The organism is Mycobacterium sp., assembly GCF_044223235.1.
Classification (GTDB): Bacteria; Actinomycetota; Actinomycetes; order Mycobacteriales; family Mycobacteriaceae; genus Mycobacterium.
In genome coordinates this window covers 17649-38753 of record NZ_JBGAME010000004.1, presented here as the reverse complement: position 1 = coordinate 38753, position 21105 = coordinate 17649, and the positions used below count along the sequence as shown (strand labels likewise).

General features: G+C 69.1%; 18 protein-coding genes, 1 tRNA gene and 5 pseudogenes. 8 read left to right on the top strand and 16 right to left on the bottom strand.

Going from position 1 to position 21105, the window contains the following annotated elements; translation table 11 throughout:
• Window positions 1–132: 132 nt before the first annotated feature.
• From ADBZ6K_RS07890 to ADBZ6K_RS07875, 4 genes are read right to left on the bottom strand one after another with little or no spacing between them, the layout of a single operon-like run.
• The gene (locus ADBZ6K_RS07890; RefSeq protein ID WP_526345325.1) at window positions 133–1434 is read right to left on the bottom strand and encodes an acyltransferase family protein; all 1302 of its coding nucleotides are present in this window, start codon (window positions 1432–1434) and stop codon (window positions 133–135) included.
• A gap of 56 nt (window positions 1435–1490) precedes the next feature.
• Window positions 1491–2345, bottom strand: a complete 855-nt coding sequence (locus ADBZ6K_RS07885) for an ATP-binding cassette domain-containing protein (protein ID WP_526345324.1) — start codon at window positions 2343–2345, stop codon at window positions 1491–1493.
• On the bottom strand, window positions 2342–3382 hold the full coding sequence (locus ADBZ6K_RS07880) for an ABC transporter permease (RefSeq protein ID WP_526345323.1): 1041 nt from the start codon (window positions 3380–3382) through the stop codon (window positions 2342–2344). Before ADBZ6K_RS07880 ends, ADBZ6K_RS07885 begins: the two co-directional genes overlap by 4 nt.
• A complete protein-coding gene (locus ADBZ6K_RS07875) occupies window positions 3379–4467 on the bottom strand; it encodes a substrate-binding domain-containing protein (RefSeq protein ID WP_526345322.1) in 1089 nt (362 codons plus the stop codon). Before ADBZ6K_RS07875 ends, ADBZ6K_RS07880 begins: the two co-directional genes overlap by 4 nt.
• Before the next feature lie 190 nt (window positions 4468–4657).
• Here ADBZ6K_RS07875 and ADBZ6K_RS07870 point away from each other — a divergent pair, with 190 nt between their 5' ends.
• Window positions 4658–5695, top strand: a complete 1038-nt coding sequence (locus tag ADBZ6K_RS07870; protein WP_526345321.1) for a LacI family DNA-binding transcriptional regulator — start codon at window positions 4658–4660, stop codon at window positions 5693–5695.
• Here ADBZ6K_RS07870 and ADBZ6K_RS07865 read toward each other — a convergent pair.
• The 5 genes and pseudogenes from ADBZ6K_RS07865 to ADBZ6K_RS07845 all read right to left on the bottom strand — a co-directional run.
• Window positions 5694–5867 (bottom strand): annotated as a pseudogene (locus tag ADBZ6K_RS07865) (aromatic amino acid lyase); the annotation flags it as partial. The gene ADBZ6K_RS07870 and the pseudogene ADBZ6K_RS07865 overlap by 2 nt on opposite strands.
• Before the next feature lie 213 nt (window positions 5868–6080).
• Window positions 6081–8540, bottom strand: a complete 2460-nt coding sequence (ptsP, locus tag ADBZ6K_RS07860) for a phosphoenolpyruvate--protein phosphotransferase (RefSeq protein ID WP_526345320.1) — start codon at window positions 8538–8540, stop codon at window positions 6081–6083.
• Complete coding sequence (gene dhaL / locus ADBZ6K_RS07855) at window positions 8533–9225, bottom strand: dihydroxyacetone kinase subunit DhaL (protein ID WP_526345831.1); 693 nt, start codon at window positions 9223–9225, stop codon at window positions 8533–8535. Before dhaL ends, ptsP begins: the two co-directional genes overlap by 8 nt.
• Window positions 9226–9227: 2 nt before the next feature.
• A complete protein-coding gene (gene dhaK / locus ADBZ6K_RS07850) occupies window positions 9228–10226 on the bottom strand; it encodes a dihydroxyacetone kinase subunit DhaK (RefSeq protein ID WP_526345319.1) in 999 nt (332 codons plus the stop codon).
• A gap of 12 nt (window positions 10227–10238) precedes the next feature.
• A complete protein-coding gene (locus tag ADBZ6K_RS07845; protein WP_526345318.1) occupies window positions 10239–11006 on the bottom strand; it encodes an MIP/aquaporin family protein in 768 nt (255 codons plus the stop codon).
• Window positions 11007–11176: 170 nt separating this feature from the next.
• On the opposite strand from ADBZ6K_RS07845, the gene ADBZ6K_RS07840 reads away from it, so the two are divergent.
• On the top strand, window positions 11177–11938 hold the full coding sequence (locus ADBZ6K_RS07840; protein WP_526345317.1) for an IclR family transcriptional regulator: 762 nt from the start codon (window positions 11177–11179) through the stop codon (window positions 11936–11938).
• A gap of 67 nt (window positions 11939–12005) precedes the next feature.
• On the opposite strand, the gene ADBZ6K_RS07835 is transcribed toward ADBZ6K_RS07840, so the two are convergent.
• On the bottom strand, window positions 12006–12200 hold the full coding sequence (locus ADBZ6K_RS07835) for a hypothetical protein (protein ID WP_526345316.1): 195 nt from the start codon (window positions 12198–12200) through the stop codon (window positions 12006–12008).
• A 23-nt stretch (window positions 12201–12223) separates the two neighbouring features.
• Between ADBZ6K_RS07835 and ADBZ6K_RS07830 the strand changes: the two genes are divergently transcribed.
• The 3 genes and pseudogenes from ADBZ6K_RS07830 to ADBZ6K_RS07820 all read left to right on the top strand — a co-directional run bounded on the left by ADBZ6K_RS07830 (window position 12224) and on the right by ADBZ6K_RS07820 (window position 14124).
• Entirely contained in the window at window positions 12224–12565 is a 342-nt protein-coding gene (locus tag ADBZ6K_RS07830) for a DUF488 domain-containing protein (protein ID WP_526345829.1), read from the top strand.
• 40 nt (window positions 12566–12605) lie between these two features.
• Window positions 12606–13481, top strand: coding sequence for an LLM class F420-dependent oxidoreductase (locus ADBZ6K_RS07825; protein ID WP_526345315.1), 876 nt, complete (start codon window positions 12606–12608; stop codon window positions 13479–13481).
• Between the two features lie 36 nt (window positions 13482–13517).
• Window positions 13518–14124, top strand: a pseudogene (locus tag ADBZ6K_RS07820) (GNAT family N-acetyltransferase).
• Here ADBZ6K_RS07820 and ADBZ6K_RS07815 read toward each other — a convergent pair.
• The 6 genes and pseudogenes from ADBZ6K_RS07815 to crcB (ADBZ6K_RS07790) form a co-directional block, all read right to left on the bottom strand.
• Window positions 14093–14440, bottom strand: a pseudogene (locus ADBZ6K_RS07815) (acyl-CoA dehydrogenase family protein); the annotation flags it as partial. The pseudogenes ADBZ6K_RS07820 and ADBZ6K_RS07815 sit on opposite strands and share 32 nt — an antisense overlap.
• A pseudogene (gene mbtM / locus ADBZ6K_RS07810) lies at window positions 14437–15885 on the bottom strand (long-chain-fatty acid--ACP ligase MbtM); the annotation flags it as partial. The pseudogenes mbtM and ADBZ6K_RS07815, both read right to left, overlap by 4 nt.
• 45 nt (window positions 15886–15930) lie before the next feature.
• A pseudogene (locus ADBZ6K_RS07805) lies at window positions 15931–16101 on the bottom strand (acyl carrier protein); the annotation flags it as partial.
• Complete coding sequence (locus ADBZ6K_RS07800) at window positions 16098–17162, bottom strand: DUF190 domain-containing protein (RefSeq protein ID WP_526345314.1); 1065 nt, start codon at window positions 17160–17162, stop codon at window positions 16098–16100. The gene ADBZ6K_RS07800 and the pseudogene ADBZ6K_RS07805, both read right to left, overlap by 4 nt.
• Window positions 17159–17524, bottom strand: coding sequence for a fluoride efflux transporter CrcB (gene crcB, locus ADBZ6K_RS07795; RefSeq protein ID WP_526345313.1), 366 nt, complete (start codon window positions 17522–17524; stop codon window positions 17159–17161). The genes ADBZ6K_RS07800 and crcB (ADBZ6K_RS07795) overlap by 4 nt, the downstream gene beginning before the upstream one ends.
• Window positions 17521–17919: a fluoride efflux transporter CrcB gene (crcB, locus tag ADBZ6K_RS07790; protein ID WP_526345312.1), complete on the bottom strand. Its 399-nt coding sequence runs from the start codon at window positions 17917–17919 to the stop codon at window positions 17521–17523. Before crcB (ADBZ6K_RS07790) ends, crcB (ADBZ6K_RS07795) begins: the two co-directional genes overlap by 4 nt.
• Before the next feature lie 72 nt (window positions 17920–17991).
• Here crcB (ADBZ6K_RS07790) and pgm point away from each other — a divergent pair, with 72 nt between their 5' ends.
• The 3 genes from pgm (at window position 17992) to ADBZ6K_RS07775 (ending at window position 21030) form a co-directional block, all read left to right on the top strand.
• Entirely contained in the window at window positions 17992–19626 is a 1635-nt protein-coding gene (gene pgm / locus ADBZ6K_RS07785; protein WP_526345311.1) for a phosphoglucomutase (alpha-D-glucose-1,6-bisphosphate-dependent), read from the top strand.
• Window positions 19623–20903: an MFS transporter gene (locus tag ADBZ6K_RS07780; protein ID WP_526345310.1), complete on the top strand. Its 1281-nt coding sequence runs from the start codon at window positions 19623–19625 to the stop codon at window positions 20901–20903. Before pgm ends, ADBZ6K_RS07780 begins: the two co-directional genes overlap by 4 nt.
• Window positions 20904–20957: 54 nt before the next feature.
• Window positions 20958–21030 (top strand) — tRNA-Ala (locus ADBZ6K_RS07775).
• The last annotated feature ends 75 nt before the right edge of the window (window positions 21031–21105 follow it).

Below are 21105 nucleotides of genomic sequence, written 5' to 3'. Positions count from 1 at the left end.
CCGGACCGGAGATGATCGCGCCCCCGGGCGGCGCCGCCACGAAATCAAAAGCGCGGCGCCGCCCGAGATCCCGAGCGCAATGTCGGCCGCGCAGCACCTTTGACAGTTGTTTCGGCGGGTGCCCAAAGCCCGTCAGCGCACCCGGGGCCGCGTCGGCTGCACCGCGATCAGGGCCAGCCCGGCGGCGAACAACAGCGCAGTCCATAGGGGAAAGCGTCCACCTGGCGCGAATCCCGTTACGGCGAATAGCCCGAGGGAGAGCGCCGTGGCCGCCACCCCGCACAGCATCAGCGGTTCGGCCAGCCGGGTCGGCAGCGGCACGCCGACCGTGCCGAGGGCGGGCGCGAACCATGCCCTGCGCCACCAGAGGAACAGCAATTCGACGGCGGTGACGACCGCCAGGACGGTCAGCCACTGCAGGCGGGCCAGCCACCAGGTCCCCGACCCCAGCGGCGGTTGCGGCAACAGGCCGGTCGGATACCCGACCAGTGTCACGACGATGACCGGCACCATGTGCCACAGGTACAGCGACATGACGTTCTGGTTCGCCAGCGCAAGCCAGCGCTGCCTACGCCCGGAATCGAGAAGGCGATTCAGAGGTGCCGCGCAGGTGAACACCAGTCCGGCCTGCGCCGCGCCGAATGCCAACAACGCCACCGACGGTGGGGTGGTGTTCTGCACCGGGTCGCCGGGCACACCGATCATGCTCACCGGGTACGGGCCCCACGTCACCAGCAGGACCAGGGCTACAGCGGAGCACACACCGAGCACCACCGGCCGCCAGCCCCGCAACAGCCCGCCGTGCCAGGCGATCCCGAGCTGGTAGATCGCCGACCAGGCCAGGACGTAGTTCAGCCAGCCGATATGGGATAGTCCGAGCCCGATGTTGAGCCCGTCGACAGCGATCACACCGACGGCGAGCGCGGCGGGGACGGCCAGACCCCAGCGCCGGTGGGCGGCTACCAGGACCGGCGTCAGCCACACCACGATGAGGTAGACCGCCAGAAACCACAGGTGCATGGCCACCGCCCACCCGCCGAACGCCACCGCCGACGAGTCGACCCCGCACAGCAGCAGCACCGCGATTACCGTCAGCACCACCGCCACATACACCGCAGTCGGTCCGGCAATGCGCGTCAGCCGGTGCCGAAACCAGCTGTCGCGGGCGGCGGTGGGGCTGCTGCGCCAGCGGTTCCAGGAGACCGCGCTGGCGTATCCCGCCACCACGAAGAACACCGGCACCACCTGGAAGATCCAGGTCAACCACTGCGTCCACGGGATCTCGAGCAGCGCGTTGTCCCTGCCGAAGTACCCGTTGCGATATGTCAGCGCGGCGGCCAGCCAGTGCCCGAATACGACGAGCACAACGGCGACGACCCGGTAGAAGTCCAGCGCGAGATCGCGGGCGGCCGTCGTCGCCTTCGCCTGATCCACGTCGTCCCCTGTCGGATGCCGGTCGCTCCCACGAGGCTAGCGCCGACGGCAACAGGTCAGACGTCGGTCCTGGGTGGCGGTTTGGCGGCACCCGTCATGATCGCGACGGTCTCGGACGCGGTGTGCGACGAGGGCGTGACGATCGTGGCGCGCCTGCCCAGCCGGGCGATGTGGATCCGGTCGGCCACCTCGAACACGTCCGCCATGTTGTGGCTGATGAGGACCACCGGCATGCCGCTCGAGCGCAACTCCTTGATGAGCCGCAGAACCTGACCGGTCTCCTTGACCCCGAGCGCCGCGGTCGGCTCGTCGAGTACCACGAGTTTGGTCGCAAACGCCGCGGCCCTGGCCACCGCGACGGCCTGCCGCTGCCCGCCCGAGAGGGTTTCGACCGCCTGCGACATGTTCTGGACGGTGGCGATGCCCAGCGCGCTGATCTTCTGTTTGGCCTTGTCCTTCATGCCGCTCTTGTCCAGCATGCGGAACACCGATCCCAACGGCCCGGCCCGGCGTTCCTCGCGGCCCAGGAACATGTTGCTGGCGATGTCAAGGGCAGGTGCCACCGCCAGGGTCTGGTAAACGGTCTCGATCCCGGCGTCGCGGGCGTCCTGCGGCCGGCGGAAGTGCACCGGCTCGCCGTCGAGGTAGATCTCGCCGGCATCGGGGATGAGCGCCCCGGTGAGCGCCTTGATGAGGGTGGACTTGCCTGCCCCGTTGTCGCCGATCACCGCCAGCACCTCGCCCGGGTAAAGCTCGAAGTCGACGCCGTCCAGGCCGACCACCCGGCCGAACGTCTTGACCAGGCCGCGGGCCTGCAGGACGGGCGACCGCCCGTCGGCGGACTTCCGGCCGAGTTCGGTGGGTTCGCGGGTCTCCGGGGTGCCTCCGGCCGCCCGGGTGTCCGGGGTCATGCTCCCGCTCCCCGGATCCAGCGGTCGACCGCCACCGCGACGATCACCAGCACGCCCACTGTCAGGGTCTGGTACTGGACGTTCACCCCGGCCAGAGCCAGGCCGCTGCGGAACACACCGACGATCAGCGCGCCGAGCAGGGTGCCGATCACCGCCCCACGGCCGCCGAACAGGCTCGTGCCGCCGATGACGACGGCGGTGATGCTGTCGAGGTTGGCGTCGACAGCGGCGTTGGGACTGGCCGAGCCGGTGCGTCCGATGAGGATCCATGCGCTGAGGGCGAAGATGACACCCGCGGTCGCGTACACGCTGAACAGCACGCGCGGGGTGCGGATACCGGCGAGCGTGGCAGCCTGCGGATCGTCGCCGACGGCGTAGACGTGCCGGCCCCACGCGGTTTGGCTCAGCGCGAACCCGACCAGCAAGTACATCAGCAGCATCACCAGAACGCCTGTGGTTACCCGGAACTCACCCAACGTGAGGGTCTTGCCCGTCCAGGTGAGCAGATCGCCCAGTTTCGCCCCGTCGATCGACTGGCCGCCCGAGAGCAGCAGCGACAACGCGGTGAAGATACTCAGCGTCCCGAGGGTCACGATGAACGGCGGCAGCTTGATCGTGGTCACCAGCAGACCGTTGAGCACGCCGCACGCCAGGCCGAGGCCCAGGCCGGCGACCAACGCCGCCGGCCCGGGCACTCCGTGGTCGGCGGCGAGGGAACCGACGACCATGGTCACAAGGATCATCGCAGCGCCCACCGACAGGTCGATACCGGCGGTGAGGATGATCAGGGTTTGCCCCAGCCCGAGGGCCGCGATGACGGCCACCTGCTGCACTACCAGCGAAAGATTAGTCGGGGCAACGAAATTCGGATTGATCACGCCGAAGGCGATGATCGCGACGAGCAGCACCGCGGCTGGACCGATCCAGGCGTGAGCCAGTAGCAGGTGCTGTAGGCGGTGCACCGGCGAATGCCGGCGCTGTTCGAACTCCTCCGCCGCGGTACCGGGCGAATGGGAGTGTTCTACGGTGTCGGTCAACTCTTCTTACCCCAGCACTGGTCCAGGCCCTCGGCCGAGGTGATGCTCGCGACGCCCGGTTGCGGCTGATCGGTGACCAGTGACACCCCGGTGTCGAAGAAGTCCAGGCCCTCGGTCGTGGTCGGCTTGGTGCCGTCCTTGATGTACTGGGCGATAGCGTCGACGCCCAGGGACGCCATCTTCAGCGGGTACTGCTGGGAGGTGGCACCGATGACGCCCTGCTGCACCAGAGTCAGACCGGGATCGCAGCCGCCGTCGACGGACACGATGGTGGCCTTCTTGCCCGCCGCCTCCAGCGCCTTGTTGGCGCCGCTGGCCGCCGGCTCGTTGATCGTGTAGACGAGGTTGATGTCGGGGTTCTTGGCCAGGCAGTTCTCCATCGCGGTGCGCCCGCCGTCCTCGGCGCCCTCGGTCGGAAGGTTGCACGCGATGGTGTACTGCCCGCCGCTGTAGGTGCCGGTGGGCGCCTCGTCGCCATTCTTCTTCGGATCCGCGGTCCCGATGCCCATGCCGGTGAGGAAGCCCTGGTCGCGGTTGTAGTCGACGGAGACGACCTTGTCGTCGAACAGGTCCAGCATGGCGATGACGACGGGCTGTCCTGCCATCTTCGCGGCCGACCACTGACCGATCAGCTTGCCCGCCTGGAAGTTGTCGGTGGCGAACGTGATGTCCACGGTGTCGGCGGGATCGGGCGGGGTGTCCAGCGCGATGACGTAGATGCCGGCGTCGCGCGCCTTCTTGATCGCGCTGTTGACACCCGGGCCATTCGGGGTGATCAGGATGCCCTTGTCGCCCCGGCCGATCGCGTTCTCGATCGCGGTGATCTGCGAGGCTTCGTCACCGTCGGTCTTTCCCGAGGCCACGGTGAGCGCGAGGCCGTTCTTGTCGGCAGCCTGCTGCGCACCCTCCTGCATCGCGACGAAGAACGGGTTGGTCGACGTCTTGGTGATGAGGGCGACGCCCGGCTGGCCGCTGTTGCCGCCACCGCAGCCCACGGCCGCGAAGCCGACGGCGCCGGCGGCGGCGAGCACCGCGGCCCTCCGGATGGCACGCCGCCCGCGGCGCAGACCTGAGGAGTCGTTCATGGGCAAGCCTTCCGTACTGGGTCAGGGGGAGTCGCGTGAAAACTGTGACGTTGATAACGTTGTCAGTGGTTTATAGCGAGGAACACACCGCAGGGTCAATGGAACTGCGAATTTTTCTTCGGAAGGGGAGGACAACGTTGTCAGAACGCGGGGGGAGAGCCTGGGCGGCGACGAAATCGCCGATGGCCGCATGCCCGCTTCGGGACCGATGACCGACGGCCCGCGGCGGCCCACGATGCGGGATGTGGCCGCGATGTCCGGGGCCAGCCTCAAGACCGTTTCTCGGGTCGTCAACGGTGAGCCCGGGGTGTCGGCGCAGCTCGCGGAGCGGGTGCAGTGGGCGATCGACCAGCTCGACTTCCATCCCGATCGCGGAGCGAGCAGCCTGCGGTCGGGTGGGCGCACGGCGACGGTCGGGCTGCTGCTCGAGGATGTGTCGAACCCGTGGTCGTCGGCCGTGCAGCGCGCCGTGGAGGACGTCGCGCTGCCCCGTGGGGTGATGGTGTTCTCCGTCAGCCTCGACGAGGATCCCGCCCGCGAGGACGAATTCGTCAAGGCCTTCATCGCACGCCGTGCCGACGGGCTGATCCTGGCCCCTGCCAGCGCGAACCAGGCCTACCTGGGCAGGCAGGTCCGCGCGGGAACGGCGGTGGTCTGCATCGACAGGGAGGCGCGCGAACTGGCTGTCGACTCCGTCATCACCACCAACGTCTCGGGCTCGGCGGAGGGCGTCCGCCACCTGATCGCGACGGGGCACCGGAGGATCGCATTCCTGGGCGACCGGCGCTCGATCATGACGGAGCGGCAGCGTTACGAGGGTTACCGGCAGGCGATGGCCGGCGCGGGACTGGTGCCCGAACCGTCCGATGTCATCGAGGACCTCTACGACGAGAAGATCGCCGACGGTGCGGTGATGCGGTTGCTGACGGCGGCCGACCCGCCGACCGCCCTGTTCACCGCCCAGAACCTGATCACCATCGGCGCGGTGAGGGCCCTGCGCAGGCTCGGCCGGAGCGATACGGTCGCGGTGGTGGGGTTCGACGACTTCCCGCTTGCCGAGCTCGTCGTGCCCGGTGTCACGGTGGTGGCGCAGGACCCGATGGCGATGGGCCGCCTCGCCGCCAACGTGTTGTTCGAGCGAATCGCCGGTGCCGACCATCGGCCGCACACCCACGTCGTGCCGACGACACTGATCCGCCGCGGCTCGGGGGAGATCCGGCCGGTGTGACCCTTGCGGCGGTGAGGATTTCGATGGCAAGTACCCCGGTCAGTCCGTCTATGCAGCGCCGCAGCTTGCGCGCCGCCGACCAGCCCATCGACACGTGGTCCTCTTGCATGGCCGAGGACGGAATCGAGTCGACGCTGTGGGCGAGGTTTTTGTAGCTGGTGACGATGCCAGCGGCGTCGAGTTCGGCGGGTCCCACGGTGGTGCGTAGGACGTAAATGCCGTCGCGGTCAGCTTCGGTGGTGATCTGGTCCTGGCGGCGGCCGGGGCTCTCGCGATTCAGAACACCGCATCGGCGACGAGCACGCCAGGGCCGATACCCTGTACTCCTCGGATCCGAGACAACTCTTACGCCGTGTGGGGACGGTAGCGCGCCGACCGCCGCCGGTCAGGACGGCAGATCGGCGATAAGCTCTCGGACCGCCGCGGCGGAGTCGGCGGCGAGCACGTCCCGCGCCAGCCGTGCGGCGCCGGCGTGGTCGACAGCACGCACCGATTCCTTGGTGGCGGGCACTGCCGGCGGCGCGACACTCAGCGCATCGACGCCCATCCCGAGCAACACCCCGGTGGCGCGCTCGTCGGCGGCGAACTCGCCGCACACCGACACGCTTGCCCGCCCCGCCGCCCCCACGCAGGTGGCGTGGATGAGTGCGAGCAGTCCGGGATCGAACGTGTCGCCGATGGCGGCGACCGCGTCGTTGTTGCGGTCGGCGGCCAGCGCGTACTGGGTGAGGTCATTGGTGCCGATCGACAGGAAGTCGACGTGCCTAGCGAACGCCGCCGCCTTCAGCGCGGCGGCGGGCACCTCGATCATCATGCCGACCTGGAGTCCGTCCGGCGTGCGTTTTCCGGTACGGGCCATCGCTTCATCGAGAAGCTTACGCGCGGCGAATAATTCGTCCAGCGTGCTGACCATCGGGAACATGACGCTGATCGGCGTCTGCTGGGCCAGCTGGGCGATCGCCAACAGTTGCTCGGTCAGCAACTCCGGGTGCGCCAGCGACAGCCGGATACCGCGGACCCCCAGGTAGGGGTTCACCTCGGCCGGCGTCGGCAGGAAATCCAGCGGCTTGTCGCCGCCGACGTCGAGGGTGCGCAGCGTGATCCGGCGCCCGTCGAGCGACTCCGCGATCTTGCGGTAGACCGCGAGCTGCTCCTCGGCGTCCGGAGGCTCGTGGCGTCCGAGGAAGAGGAACTCGGTGCGGATCAGGCCGGCAAGGTCGGCACCGTTCAGTGCCGCCGCGCGCGCGTCCTCGACGGTACCGATGTTGGCGCCGACCGGAACCGGGACGCCGTCACGTGTCATTGCGGTCTCATGCGCATGTGCGCGTGCCTCGGTGCGCCGGGCGGCCAGTGCAGCGACGCGCTCCTGATAGCCCGCGATGACGTCGCCGGGCGGATCGACGACGTATTCGCCACGCGTGCCGTCGACCACCACCGTTGTCCCCACCGGGATGGACAGCACCGCGGGTCCGGCGCCGACGATCGCGGGAATTCCCTTGGCCCGCAACAAGATGACACTATGCGCATGGGGGCTGCCGTAGGCGAGCAGCACCCCCGTCGCCTTGGCGGCGTCCAATTCGGCTGCTTCGGCAGGTGTCAGGTCGGCGGCGACCAACACGCCCGCGGGGACCGACTCCGACGCCGCGTCGCCGAGCATCGCGCGCAATACCTGATCGCCGACGGCGCCGACATCGTCGGCGCGTGCCCTCAGGTATGGATCGGTCACGGCGCCGAATTCCGCGACGACGGCGTTCACCGCCGCCGACCACGCCGACGGCGCCGACGCACCCGCGTCGATGCGCCCGCGGGCGTCGTCCAGCATCGAGCCGTCGTCCAGCATCAGCAGGTGGGCGTCGAAGATCGCCGCTTCGGTTTCGCCGAGTTCTCGTGCGGTCCTGGTGCGAAGCTGGCTGATGGTGCGCCGGACGGTGGCGATCGCCTTACCGAGCCGACGCCATTCGGCCGCGGGCTCCTCGGCCGGCGTATCCGGAAGCGTCACCGGTCCAGGCTGCGCCGTGCGGGCGGGACCGATACCCAATCCCGGGCTCGCGCCGACCGGTGCCTGCTGAACGGCGGGCGCGGCGGCGGGCGCGACCGCGGCGGGCGACTCATCGAAGTCCCGGGCTGCCAGGTCGAGGATGTGGTACAGGGTCTCGGCGGCCTGGGTGCCCGACACCGCCAACTCGACCTCGTCGCCGGAGCGCACCCCCAGCGTCGCGATCTTCGAGAGGCTTTGTGCATCAACCCATCCCGAACCCGAACTACGGTTGCGGATGCGCACGTGGGCATCGCGGCGGCGCACCTCCTGCACCAGCCGCGCGGCGGGGCGGGCATGCAGCCCATGCGGGTTGGCGACGATGAAATGCCCACTGAGCGCTTCGGCTTCGGCGACGGCGGCCGCATCTGCCCGGGCTGGCTCGGATGGCGTGCCGAGATGTCCGATCTTGCCGGCCAACGCACCCGCAGCCTCCGAGGCGACCTCATCGGGTGACGCGCCGCCCGCGGCGGCCACGGCGGCCACGACCAACCCTTCGACCAGCGGTGCGGGGCACAGCACGACCCTGGCGCGGGCGTCGTCGTCGAGCAGTTCGAGCGCCAGCTCCGCCGAGAGCACAGCGCTGCCGAGGTCCATCAGCACCACCACGCCGGAGCCGTTGTCGGCCGCGATGACGGCGTCCACGATCGCGGCGGCATCGGTACCGAATGTGGTTTCGTCCAGTCCAGCGGCGACGCCGATACGGATGTGTTTGCCGTGCAGCATTTCCTGGGCCAGCGCCACCGCCGCGCGGGCCAGCGCCCGGCTGTGCGACACGACGACGAGTCCGACGGTCACGGTGTCACGCACCCGCGGTCGCGAACGCGGTGGCCGCCGCGCCCACGAGCATCGCCGCCGAGGTGGCGCCCGGATCCCGGTGCCCGACGCTGCGCGGCCCCAGATAGCTGGCGCGGCCTTTGCGGGCCAACATGGCTTCGGTGGCCTGCATACCCTTGTCGGCGGCCACGGCCGCGTCGGCCAGAGCCGTCTCGAGCCCGGCGCCGGATGCTAGCGCGGCGTCGAGCGCATCGAGGGCAGGCGCCAGCGCATCGAACATGGTCTTGTCACCGGATTCGGCGCGCCCGCGCTGAACGACCCCCTCGACACCGGCCCGCAGCGCCTTGGCGAACCCGCCGGCATCCACGTCGGCCTGTGCCCCCAGGGGGCCCGCCATCCGCAGGAAGAAGGTGCCGTAGAGCGGACCGCTCGCTCCGCCGACGGATTTGACCAGCGTCATGCCCACCTGCTTGCACAGCCCGGCGATGTCGCGCGGCGGGGCCTCGTCGATCGCCGCGACGACGGCCGTCATCCCGCGGTCCATGTTGATGCCGTGGTCGGCGTCGCCGATCGCCGCGTCGAGGTCGGTGAGCAGTTGCGCGTTTTCGCCGATCACGCGGGCGAATTCGCGTATCCATCGGGTCAGCAGGTCAAGGTCGACCGTCTCCTGCCCGCTGATCTGCTTCCCCGGGTCGCTTCGCTCCTGCCCGCCGTGCATACTCAGCATCCCCTCCGCAGCGCGGGTGTGTTGACCGGGTGGTCCCACAGCCGCAGCAGCTCGTCGTCGGCCCGTAACAGCGTCACCGAGCAGCCCGCCATGTCCAGGCTGGTGATGTACGGTCCCACCAGTGAGCGGGCGATCCGTACCCCCGCCTTGTCGAGGATCGCGGCGAATTCGGAGTACATGACGTACAGCTCGATCAGCGGTGTGGCGCCCATGCTGTTGACGAACAGGATCACCCCGTCGTCGCCGGCGAAGTCGAGGTCGGCGAGCACCGGATCGAGCATGAGTTCGGCCACCGCACTCGCGGGTTGCACGCCCATCCGCTGACGACCCGGTTCACCGTGGATACCGATGCCGACTTCGATCTCGCCGTCCGACAGGTCGAAGGTCGGATGCCCGACGGCGGGGACGGTACAGGAGGTGAGCGCGACGCCCATGCTTCTGGTTGCGGCGTTGACGCGGCGTGCGACGTCGGCGACTTCCGACAGAGAGCGGCCCTGGTCGGCGGCGGCACCGGCGATCTTCTCCACCAACACGGTGGCCCCGACCCCGCGCCGCCCGGCGGTGTAGGTGCTGTCCTGCACGGCGACGTCGTCGTCGACGATCACCGACGCTACCGAGATACCCTCCGCGTCGGCGAGTTCGGCGGCCATCTCGAAGTTCATCACGTCGCCGGTGTAGTTCTTCACGATGTGCAGGACGCCCGCCCCGCCGTCGACGTTCTTGGTTGCCTCGAGCATCTGGTCGGGTACCGGCGAGGTGAAAATCTCACCCGCACAGGCGGCGTCGAGCATGCCCGGCCCGACGAACCCGCCGTGCAACGGCTCGTGGCCGGAGCCACCGCCGGAGATCAGACCGACCTTACCCTGCACCGGCGCGTCGCCGCGGTAGACGATGCGGTTGGTGGCGTCGATCCGCAACTCGGGGTGGGCCACGGCCATGCCGTGCAGCGCCTCGCTGACGACGTCGGCAGGATCGTTGATGAGCTTCTTCACGGTCGGGTCTCCTCAGGCTGCGGTGGTGGTCTTGGGGCTGTCGGGAACAGTGACCGACGCGGCAGCCGCATCGGCGCGGGTCCGCGATATCGCGACGTAGGTGAGGGCGGCCATGGCGCCTCCCAGGAACTCGGCGGCGAGATAGACCGGCAACTGGGTCCACTGCACCTCGCCACCGGCGAACTGCTGGATGAGCATCGGGCCGAAGGTGCGGGCCGGGTTGATCGCGGCGCCCGTGGTGGGTGCCACCGGGATGATCGCCGCGAACACCACCAGACCGATGGCCATCCCGGCGAATCCCGCCGACGCCTTGCGGTGGATCACGCCGAAGACGGTGAACACAAGGATGAACGTACCGATGAACTCGGCGAAGAAGGCGCGTCCCGCGCTGACGTCGGCGGAGTAGGTGGCGACGCCGAGCCCTGCCTCGCTGGCCGCCATACCGAGCACGCCGATGATGGCCGCGGCACCGGCGATCGCGCCGACGGTCTGCGCGGCGATGTAGGCCGGCACCCGCGACCAGGGAAACTTGCCGGTGAGCGCCAAGCCAAGAGTTACCGCGGGATTGATGTGGTTGCCCGAGATATGGCCCAGCGCATAGATAGTCGCGACCACGATGGTCGCGAAGGCGAACGAGATCATACCGAGGTCGGCCATCGTGAACGGGGCGTCCCCGTTGACGATGATCGTCGCGGGTACCGAACCCACACCTATGAACACCAGGAACGCGGTGCCGAGCGCTTCGGCAGCGAGTTTCTGGGCCATCGAAGGCTCATCCATGACGGTCTCCTGGGAGTTTGAGCAAGCCGGCCGCCGTCTGGTGGTCGACTATTTCGGATATCATTCGATATAGTCGAATGTGATCTGGACCATACGCTTACGCTTCGGTGAGCACAAGGGTCGAGTCGGGAGGAAGGTGGGAGCATGTTCCAGACCGTCGAGGGGCCCCGATGATCCAGGCCGTCGACCGTGCGCTGCGTATCCTCACGGTGCTTCAGGGCGGTCGGCGGATGAGCCTCGGCGAGATCGCCTCGGCGATCGATCTGGCGCCGTCGACGGTCCACGGGTTAGTGCGCACGCTGCTCGCGCACGGCATGGTCCAGCAGGAGGTCGACTCCGGGCGCTATCGGTTGGGGCCGGCCACCTTGCGACTGGGCAACGTCTATCTCGACACCCTCGAACTGCGTTCCAGGGTCGCGATCTGGGCCGAGGGCCTGGCCAGGCGCACCGGTTGTGCGGTGCGCACGGGGGTCCTGCTGTTCGACGAGGTCGTCGTCGTCGCCCACGAACCCCGCCCGGACGGGACCCGCCAGATGCCCGAGGTCGGAATCGTCATCCCGGCACACGCCAGCGCGCTGGGCAAGGCGCTGCTGGCATTTCAGCCCGATTACAAGGCCGAGGGCGAGTTGCGCAGCATGACCGGCGAGACCATCAGCGACCCCGCCGCCCTGAACGATCAACTCGGCGAGATCAGAACGACCGGGATCGCGACCGAGACCGAGGAAGCGGTGATCGGTGAATGCGCTGCAGCCGCACCGGTTTTCGAGGCGACCGGGGAGGCCGCGGGGGCCATCGGCCTGGTGGTGCCCGCCGGTCGGTGGCCCCTGAGTCCCGATGCCGTGGATGCGCTGCGCGACACCGCGCGCACCGTATCCCGCGAGCTGGGCGCGCCGGTGTGGCCGCCGCGCCGCGGCTCGAACGCCGCGAGATAGCGTTCCTGGTCGCGAAATCGATGATTACACGACCACAGGCGCTATCTCGCGGGGGAAGGCGAGGGGTTCACTCCGGATTGCCCGACCGGTCGTCGATGAACTCCAGCAGGCGGGGATCGTCGGACGTGAACCGGTCGACCTCCTCGCCGCCGTCGCAGCGCAGCAACGCGACGGTGACGCCGCGCTCCGTGCGCGCGAGCACCCGCCAGACGGCGCCGGTGTCTTCCCAGCGTTGCAGTTCGGCGACGCGATCGATGTGCACGCTTCTAGCATGCCCTCGTGAGCATCGGGGTGGCCCGGGTCTACGAGGATCCCGGAACCGGCGAGGGGCAGCGGGTTCTGGTCGACCGGCTCTGGCCGAGGGGCATTCGCAAGGACGACCCGCGCGTCGGCCGCTGGTTGCCCCGGGTGGCTCCGTCGAACGCTCTGCGGAAGTGGTACGGCCATCAGGCGGAGCGGTTCGGCGAGTTCGCCGCACGCTACGCCGCGGAGCTGACCACCCCGGAGGGTGCCGAGGCGCTTGCCGAGCTGACGGCACTGGCCGCCGCCGGGCCGGTCACGCTGGTGACGGCGACCCGCGACCTCGACCTCAGCCACGTCGCGGTGCTCGCGCGGCTGCTGTCCTGAGGCCACGTTGGCCGGACGGCGTGTGTGAGACGATCGCCCGATGCGAATCGGATTGCACGCCCTGGGAATCGGGGCCGGGGCCCAGCGCGCGGTGATCGACGCCGTCGCGCCCGCGGCCGAGCGATGCGGTTTCGCCACGCTGTGGTCGGGGGAGCATGTCGTGATGGTCGACGAGTCGCGGTCACACTATCCCTACTCCGCTGACGGCAGGATCGCGGTGCCGGCCACCGCGGATTGGATCGACCCGATGATCGGTCTGAGCTTCGTGGCCGCGGCCACCTCCACCATCGGCATCGCCACGGGTGTCCTCTTGTTGCCCGAGCACAACCCGGTGCTGGTCGCCAAACAGGCGGCGACGCTGGACACGTTGAGCGGCGGCCGGTTCAGCCTGGGCGTCGGCATCGGGTGGTCGCGCGAAGAGTTCGACGCGCTGGGAGTGGCTTTCGGCGGGCGCGCGGCACGCACCGCCGAGTACGTCGCCGCGATCCGTACCTTGTGGCGGGATGACGTCGCGTCGTTCGACGGCGAGTTCGTGAGTTTCGACGCCGTGCGGGTCAATCCCAAACCGCTGCGTGACAGGAGAATTCCGGTCATCGTCGGCGGCGACAGCGACGCGGCGCTGCAGCGCGTCGCGCAGTGGGGCGACGGGTGGTACGGATTCAATCTGGGCGACGCGCACGCCGTGGCCGAACGGCTTGGGTACCTGCGCGGGGCCTGTCGCCAGTACGGCCGGGACCCGGACGGGCTGCGCATCGCCGTGGCCATGCGCGACCCGCGGATCGATGATCTCGCGGCGCTCGCGGACCTGGGCGTGGACGAGTTCGTCCTGGTCGATGGGCCGCCCGATGACCCCGGCGCTGCCGCCGACCGGGTCGCCGCGCTGGCGGATCGATGGCTACCGATGCTAGATAGGTAAACCTATCCTCACTGGCTGCGCTAGGCTCGACCGTCGATGACCGACATCGACCAGGCGACGGCGCTCGTCCTCCCGCGCGAACTCACCTCGCCTCTCCGAGGCGGTCCGCGCGGTCGGCGCCCCCCCGGCGCCGACGCTGGCCGCGCCCTACGCGCTTCGCCCGGCCGACCCCGACAGTGACGCCGCCATGGTGTCGGGATGGATGAACCGCCCGCATCTGGTGGCCGCGTGGGAGTACGACTGGCCCCCCGCGCGCTGGCGGCGTTATCTGCGTGCTCAACTCGACGGCGAGTACTCCCGCCCGTTCATCGGCAGCCTGCGCGGCCAGGAGCTCGGATACGTCGAAATATACCGTGCTGCAAGGGATTCCATCGCGACGCGCTATGATGCCGATCCGCACGACGTCGGGATGCACGCCGTGATCGCCGAGCCGAGGTACGTCGATCGCGGCTTCGGCCCGATCCTGTTGCCCCGCATCGTCGCGAGCGTGTTCGCTGCCGAACCGCAGTGCCTGCGCATCATGTTCGATCCCGATCACCGCAACAGCGGCGCACGCCGGGTGTGTGAGTACGCCGGGTGTGCCTTCCTCGGTGAGCATGACATGGCCAATCGGCCCCGATGCACAGGACCGCGTCACCGTTGATGGCCGCCTCGCAGATGGTGCGCAGATACTCCGACTTGCCGAACCGGCGCAGGATGGCGATCGCCGAATCGTGCAGACTCACGCCCACCCCGATGCCCGCCGAGCCGAGCCGTCCCAGCGCGAAGGCCAGCGCCACCAGCTTGGCGACATCCGGCTGGGTTTGGTCGCCCCACTTCTGGGAGAACACACCCGACCGGCCGAGATACTCGATGAGCTGCCGTGGAAAGCTTTGCGCCTCTTCGGCTTCAGCGGTCCACCGGGCCACCTCGTGGTCGAACACCCGGTCGAGGAGTGCATCGTAGTCGGCCGTCGTCACCTCGCCACGCCGTCCAGCACGCGCTTGACCTCCAGTCGGCGCAACTTGCCCGACGAGGTCCTCGGCAGCGAACCGGGTGCCACGAACACCACATCCGAGGGCACCACGCCGCATTCGGACGCCACCCGTCGAACCAGCTCGCTGCGTGCTCCCGGTTCGTCCGCGCCGCGGAACTCGGCGGTGATCACCAGCCCAGGGCGCACCGCGCGCTGGTTGGTGCCGACAGCGACGACCGCACCCTCGCGCACGCCCTTCACGAGGGCGGCGACCCGCTCGATCTCGGCGGGGAAGACGTTGCGCCCAGCCACCGAGATCACCTCCTTGGCGCGCCCGCACACCACCAGTCCGCCGTCCACGAAGTAGCCGAGATCACCCGTCGGGAACCAGGATTGGCCGTCCAGTGCCGGGCCGCCCAGATAGCCGGACATCATCGACGTGCCGCGGATCTCGATGTTCCCGACAGCGCGGTTGGCCACGCCGTGGTCCTCGTCATCGGCGGGCACGATGCGCACCTGCATACCCGGGATCGCCTCGCCGAGCAGCGCGCGGCGGCGCGCCGTCGTCTGGTCGCCGGAGGTGGTCACGACCTCGTCGACGCGCAGCCCGGAGCCCGGAAGGGGAATGGTCACCGCGCAGGTCGATTCGGCCAGTCCGTACGACGGCGCCAGCGCGCCGGGTTGCAGGCCGAACCGGGCCAGCTCGGTCACGAACCGCTGGGTGCCGCCGCAGTCGATCGGCTCACCTCCGTTGAGGGCGAAGCGCAGACTACCCAGGTCGACGTCGCAGACACGCCGTGAGTACTTGCCGATCAGGTGGTAGGCCATATTCGGCGCGGCGGTGAAGGTGGCGCGGGTCTGGTCGAGCCACTGCAGCCAGGAGAACGGCGACGCGGCGAATGCGGCGGTCGGGGCCTGCCAGGTGTCGGCGCCCAGCAGCATGCTCGACATCAGGAAGCTCATCCCCATGTCGTGGTACAGCGGCAGCCACGAACAACCGACGTCGCCTGGCGTGACCCCGACGCGGGTGATCAGGCCGCGCAGATTGGCCAGCACCGCGTCGGGTGAGAGTTGCGCTGTTTTCGGCGTTCCCGTCGAACCCGCGGTGCCCTGCAGCACCGCCACCGTGCCGGTGGCGGGCGGTGTGAATGTCGTCGAGCGCCGATCGTGTGCGACGGTCGTGACGTCGTGCACGCGCAGGCTGGCGTCGGCCGCACGCAGCCGCTCGAGGTGGGCGCCGTGGGTGAACACACTGCGCACACCGATGGCCGCGAACCGGTTCAGTGTCGTCCTGGCCCACACATCCGCGTCGGCACCCCGCACCGGCCCGGGCAGAATCGAGACCGCCGCACCGGCCAGCAGCGCGCCGGGAATCGCCGCGATGAGTTCCACCGTTGGTTCCCCGACGAGGCCGACGGCGGGGGCGTGGTCGTCCAGCAGCCAGGTGGCCCGCCGCCGTCGTCATCGCGTCGGCGGGCGCGGAGGTCAGCGAGTTCACCGGCCGCTTGGCGTCGACGGAATCTTCGCCGCGATCGCCGCCTCCAAGTCTGCGACGGTGTCGCAGCCCAGGAGATCCTCCTCGGTAAGCGCGACGCCGAGCCGGTCCTCGATGGCCACCATGCCGACCGCGAATGCGACGGAGTCCAGGCCGACGTCGTCGACTAGTAGTGGTGACGCGCCAGCTGCGTGCTGCCGCGACGCACGTCGGCGTCGATCGATACCAGCGCAGGCACCAGCTCGCAGGTGACCAGCCCGTGGCGGTCGGTGAGTTCGTCCACGATGGGGAAGCTGGCGGCGATGCGCTCGGGGGTGTCGATGATTATGGTGTTGACCGGAACCTGTCGGCCCAACTGAATGAGCTTGTCCCCCTCGGGCTCTCGATCACCCCGGAAACCCCACACTCCGCGCAGCACGGTGACCCCGCTGGCGGATTGTGAGTCGCGCAGACGGTGCACCAGCGCGCGGTGAATCGGCTGGCCGTCGTGCAGATCGGCTTCGGAGGTCTGGACCATCAGCTTCTGCCAGAGGCCGCGCCCCTTGACGTCCTGGGCCGGCACCGGTGCGGGCGCGGCGATGAGTTCGCCGCCGCGTTTGCACAGCTGGGCGCGTTCCACGGTCAGCAGGGCGTTGGGCAGCAACGCCTTGAGGTCGGGTAGCGCACTGATCACCCGGTCACCGGTTCCGACGGCGATCACGATGACGGGGACGTCGGCGTTGCTGCTGAAGAAGCGGGCGCGGCGGCGCTGGCCGTGTGCCGTGCCGTCGACGCCGAGGAAAACTGTGGCCCCGAAGAATCCGTGGCGATGCAGGACATCGCACACGGCGTAGTGCGCGGGCCGGCCTGCCACCCGGTGCCTGCGGCCGACATAGACCGTTAGCCGGGTGGTGTCGTGCGGCACGGGCTCAGTCGACGGGGTGACAAGCTGCGCGCGTTCCAGCGTGAACAGTCCGCGGCTGGCCATCGACAACGCCTTTTCGGCGAGGCCGGCGATCTTGTCGGTCGTGTCGACCGCGATGATGGTGACCGGCGGGTCTTCGGACATGCTCAGTGTCTCGTCGCTGCGCAGCACTTGATGAAGGCCGAAGCCGGAGATACCGCGCAGCATGACGCTGGCCGCCACCGCCGCATCGCCGTAGAGATCGAGCAGCGCGTCGGCGGTGAAGCGGTCGGCCGTCCGCTGCCGTTCATCGAAATATGCGGTGAGCTTGAGGAACTCGTCGTTCACAGGTGCGCTCCGAGCCATAGGCCCAGCCACACGGCGGGCAATCCGAAGCCGATGCTGACCACTATGTTGGCTGCCGCCGGCCACACCCGGCGCTCTTCGCTCAGCCGTTGGGTCTCCAGCATCCAGGTCGAGAACGTGGTGTAGGCGCCGACGAATGCGGTACCCGCCAGCAGCGCGGTGTGCGGGTTCAAGGCCAGGCCGCCGAGGAAGCCGAGGGCCACCGCCCCACTGATGTTCACCGCCAGCGTCCCGAATGGGAACGGCCTGCCGACGCGGGCTGTCACGGCCCGATCGACCATGAAGCGGGCCACGGAGCCGACGCCGCCGAGGAGCAGGACACCGGCCCACAGCAGGGCGGTCACCGTCGCACTCGCACCCTGCGCACCATGGCGGTGGCGATGTACACCGCGATCAGGCCGGCGACGACGCTGGCGGCGGTGTAGCCGATGGCCAGGCCGTAATGGCCGTGCTCGAGCATGGTGACCGTTTCGACGTGCATCGTCGAGAACGTCGTGAGGCCTCCGCAGAACCCCGTCCCGAGCAGGGGACGCCGATAACTCGACACCGGAAGACGCTCGAGCAGTCGGGTGGTGAAGTATCCGAGGAGAAACGCACCCACGATGTTCACCGTGAACGTCGGCCAGGGCCAGCGGCCCGGGTCGGGCGCTGCCAGCGATTCCAGGCCGGCGCGGGCCAGGGTTCCCAGAGCGCCGCCGACGAACACCGCCGCCAGTTCGCGGCCGTCGTGACCGAACATGGGCCAAAGTATGACGGCAATTCCGCCATCCGAGAGGACCGCACCCCGGCAGCAGGAGCAGAATCGGTAACCATGGCTGCCAACCCACGCGCCGGCAAGCCGGCGCAACCCGAAGATCTGATCGACGTGGCCCATGTGGTGACGGCGTACTACACCAAACAGCCCGATCCGGAGAATATCGACCAACAGGTGGCGTTTGGCACGTCGGGACACCGGGGGTCGAGCCTGGACACCGCGTTCAACGAGGCGCACATCCTGGCCACCACGCAGGCGATCGTCGAGTACCGGGCGGCTCAGGGCACCACCGGCCCGCTGTTCATCGGGCGGGACACGCATGCGCTCTCCGAGCCGGCCTGGGCGTCGGCGCTGGAGGTGCTGGCGGCCAATGATGTTGTGGCGATGATCGATTCGGCCGACCGCTACACACCGACGCCTGCGGTGAGTCACGCGATCCTGACGTTCAACCGCGGTCGGGATACCGATCTGGCGGATGGCATCGTGGTGACGCCGTCGCACAATCCGCCGCGTGACGGCGGCTTCAAGTACAACCCGCCCAACGGCGGGCCCGCCGACACCGACGCGACCAGCGTGATCGCCAAGCGCGCCAACGACATCCTGCGTGACCGCCTCCGGGCGGTCAAGCGCATCCCGCTGGCCCGCGCGCTGGGGACCGCGCAGCGCCATGACTACCTCGAGGCCTACGTCGCGGATCTGCCGAACGTGGTCGACGTGCATGCGATCCGGGCCGAGGGCATCCGGATCGGTGCCGACCCGCTCGGCGGGGCCAGTGTGGACTACTGGGGCGCGATCGCCGAGCACTACAACCTGGACTTGACGGTGGTCAACCCGCTGGTCGATGCGACGTGGCGGTTCATGACGCTGGACACCGACGGCAAGATCCGGATGGACTGCAGCTCGCCGAACGCGATGGCCTCGCTGATCGCCAATCGCGACACGTACCAGATCGCCACGGGTAACGACGCCGACTCCGACCGGCACGGCGTCGTCACCCCCGACGGCGGGCTGCTCAATCCGAATCACTATCTCGCGGTCGCAATCGACTACCTGTACACCCACCGGCCGTCGTGGCCCGGGTCGACCGCCGTGGGCAAGACGGCGGTCAGCTCGTCGATCATCGACCGGGTGGTCGCGGGCATCGGGCGCGACCTGGTGGAGGTGCCCGTCGGATTCAAGTGGTTCGTCAGCGGGTTGATCAGCGGCGCAATCGGTTTCGGAGGTGAGGAGAGCGCGGGCGCGTCGTTCCTGCGGCAGGACGGGTCGACCTGGACCACCGACAAGGACGGCATCATCCTGGCGTTGCTGGCCTCGGAGATCCTCGCCGTCACCGGTGTGACGCCGTCGCAGCGCTACGCCGAGCTCGCCGCGAAGTACGGTGCGCCGACGTACGCGCGCATCGACGCACCGGCCGACCGCGAGCAGAAGGCGCGGCTGGCCAAACTGTCACCCGAACAGGTCACCGACACCGAGCTCGCGGGTGAGCCGATCACCGCCAAGCTGACCACCGCACCCGGAAACGGCGCGGCGCTGGGCGGGTTGAAGGTCACCACCGAGAACGCCTGGTTCGCCGCCCGCCCGTCGGGCACCGAAGACGTCTACAAGATCTACGCCGAGTCGTTCCTGGGTCCCGAGCATCTGGCAGAGGTGCAGCAAGCCGCCCGCGAGGTGGTCAATAAAGTCATTGCGTGAGTTCCGTCGCGGAAGGTGACTGCCCGGCCGACGGGCAGGCTGCGCCGCCCAAGCCGAGGCTGCCGCGCGAAGTCTGGGTGTTGATCGCCGCCAATGCGGTGATCGCCCTCGGCTATGGCGTGGTCGCCCCGGTGCTGCCGCAGTATGCGCGCGACTTCGGGGTGACGATCAGCGCCGCCACCTTCGTGATCACGGCGTTCTCGCTGATGCGGCTGTGCTTCGCACCGCCGACCGGAATGCTTGTGCAGCGGCTGGGGGAGCGGAGCGTCTACCTGAGCGGGCTGCTCATCGTGGCGCTGTCCACCGGGGCGTGTGCGTTCGCGCAGACCTACTGGCAGCTGCTGCTGTTCCGCTCGCTGGGCGGCATCGGCTCGGCCATGTTCACCGTGTCCTCGCTGGGGCTGATGATCAGAATCTCGCCGCCGGACGCACGCGGTCGGGTGGCGGGCATGTTCTCCAGCGCGTTCCTGGTGGGCTCGGTCGGCGGGCCCGTGCTGGGCAGCCTCACCGCCGGGCTCGGGTTGTCAGCGCCGTTTCTCATCTACGGGGTGGCGCTGTTGGTGGCCGTGGCGGTGGTGTTCGTCAGCCTTCGCCGTTCGGCGCTGGCGGCACCCGCCGACCACACCGCCCCGGCGGTCACGCTGAAGACGGCATTGCGCAACCGCGCGTTCCGTGCGGCGTTGTTTTCCAACTTCGCCACGGGGTGGTCGGTGTTCGGGTTGCGCATCGCCCTGGTGCCGCTGTTCGTCAGCGAGGTGCTCGACCGCGGGCCCCGGATGGCCGGCGTCGCGCTGGCGACCTTCGCGATCGGCAATGTCGCCGCGGTCATTCCCAGCGGGTACCTCTCCGACCGGATCGGCAGGAAGGTGCCGCTGATCACCGGCTTGGCGGTGTCGGGGGTGGCGACCCTGCTGGTGGGGCTGGCGTCGTCGCTGACCCTGTTCCTGGCCGCGGCGTTCGTCGCGGGGGCGGCGGCGGGGATCTTCAGTTCACCGCAGCAGGCCGCCGTCGCCGACATCATCGGCAGCAAGGCGCGCGGCGGCACGGCGGTGGCGACCTACCAGATGATGGCCGACGTGGGAGCCATCGTCGGGTCGCTTGCCGTCGGTCAGATCGCCCAGTACCTCAGCTTCGGGACGGCGTTCGTGATCAGCGGGGTAATCCTGCTGGTGGCCGCACTGGCCTGGGTGTTCTCACCCGAGACCCGTACGCGGGCGTCCACCCAGCACACCCCGGCCCGACCGCTCGGGCCAGAGGCCGGTGGGGAACTGCCCTGACCAGCGACTTTGAACCGCAGGTGTCCGTGGTGTAACTTCGATGAGCACGTTCACGGGGCTATGGCGCAGTTGGTAGCGCACCACACTGGCAGTGTGGGGGTCAGGGGTTCGAATCCCCTTAGCTCCACTTTTTCGACACCTAACGTTTCGACACCTAACGTTTCTAGATCGAACCCCATCGGCCATCGCGGACCCCGGTAGC